Annotated in this window: 2 protein-coding genes; both read right to left on the minus strand. The window is 33.6% G+C overall.

Translation table 11 applies throughout. The annotated features are described in order from the left end of the window. Positions 1-224: type II toxin-antitoxin system RelE/ParE family toxin (locus AC1DND_RS29485; protein WP_477586593.1), on the minus strand; the 224-nt coding region annotated here is incomplete at its 3' end. Then, positions 215-441: hypothetical protein (locus AC1DND_RS29490; RefSeq protein WP_477586594.1), on the minus strand; the 227-nt coding region annotated here is incomplete at its 5' end. The genes AC1DND_RS29485 and AC1DND_RS29490, both read right to left, overlap by 10 nt.

A 441-nucleotide genomic window follows, 5' to 3' on the forward strand; every position in this document is an offset into this window, starting at 1 on the left:
CTATAATAGAAAGAAGTATATTTCGAAACTACGCCTTTTCTAACTTGACTGTTTAATAAAATGGGTTCGTAAATGAATGGCTGAATGGCAATCAAATCAATTTTTTTATAAACACTGTGGATAAATTTTTCAGCGTAATCATATCCCCAGATTTCCTCGATGAACATTCCAATGCCGAGTAGTGTTTCGTATGCTTCTTCTGAAAAAGAAACTGTTAATGCCATTTCTCAGAGAGTCTTCTTTTAACTTCATCATAAGGGATTAATTTCCCTTCTTCAGCTTGCTTTAATCCTCTTTTAATACCCTCTTGAACATGTTTCGGTAGTTCTTCTAAAACAACCTTTTCGCTGTAGTTTAAAAGCATGTCTAACTCTGACAAAAGATTTTCGTCATCTGTTTCGAATACTTTTTTTGCGATCTCTATTTTTAGCTCTTCAATGC

The sequence above is a fragment of the Pedobacter sp. 01N416 genome (assembly GCF_056399685.1).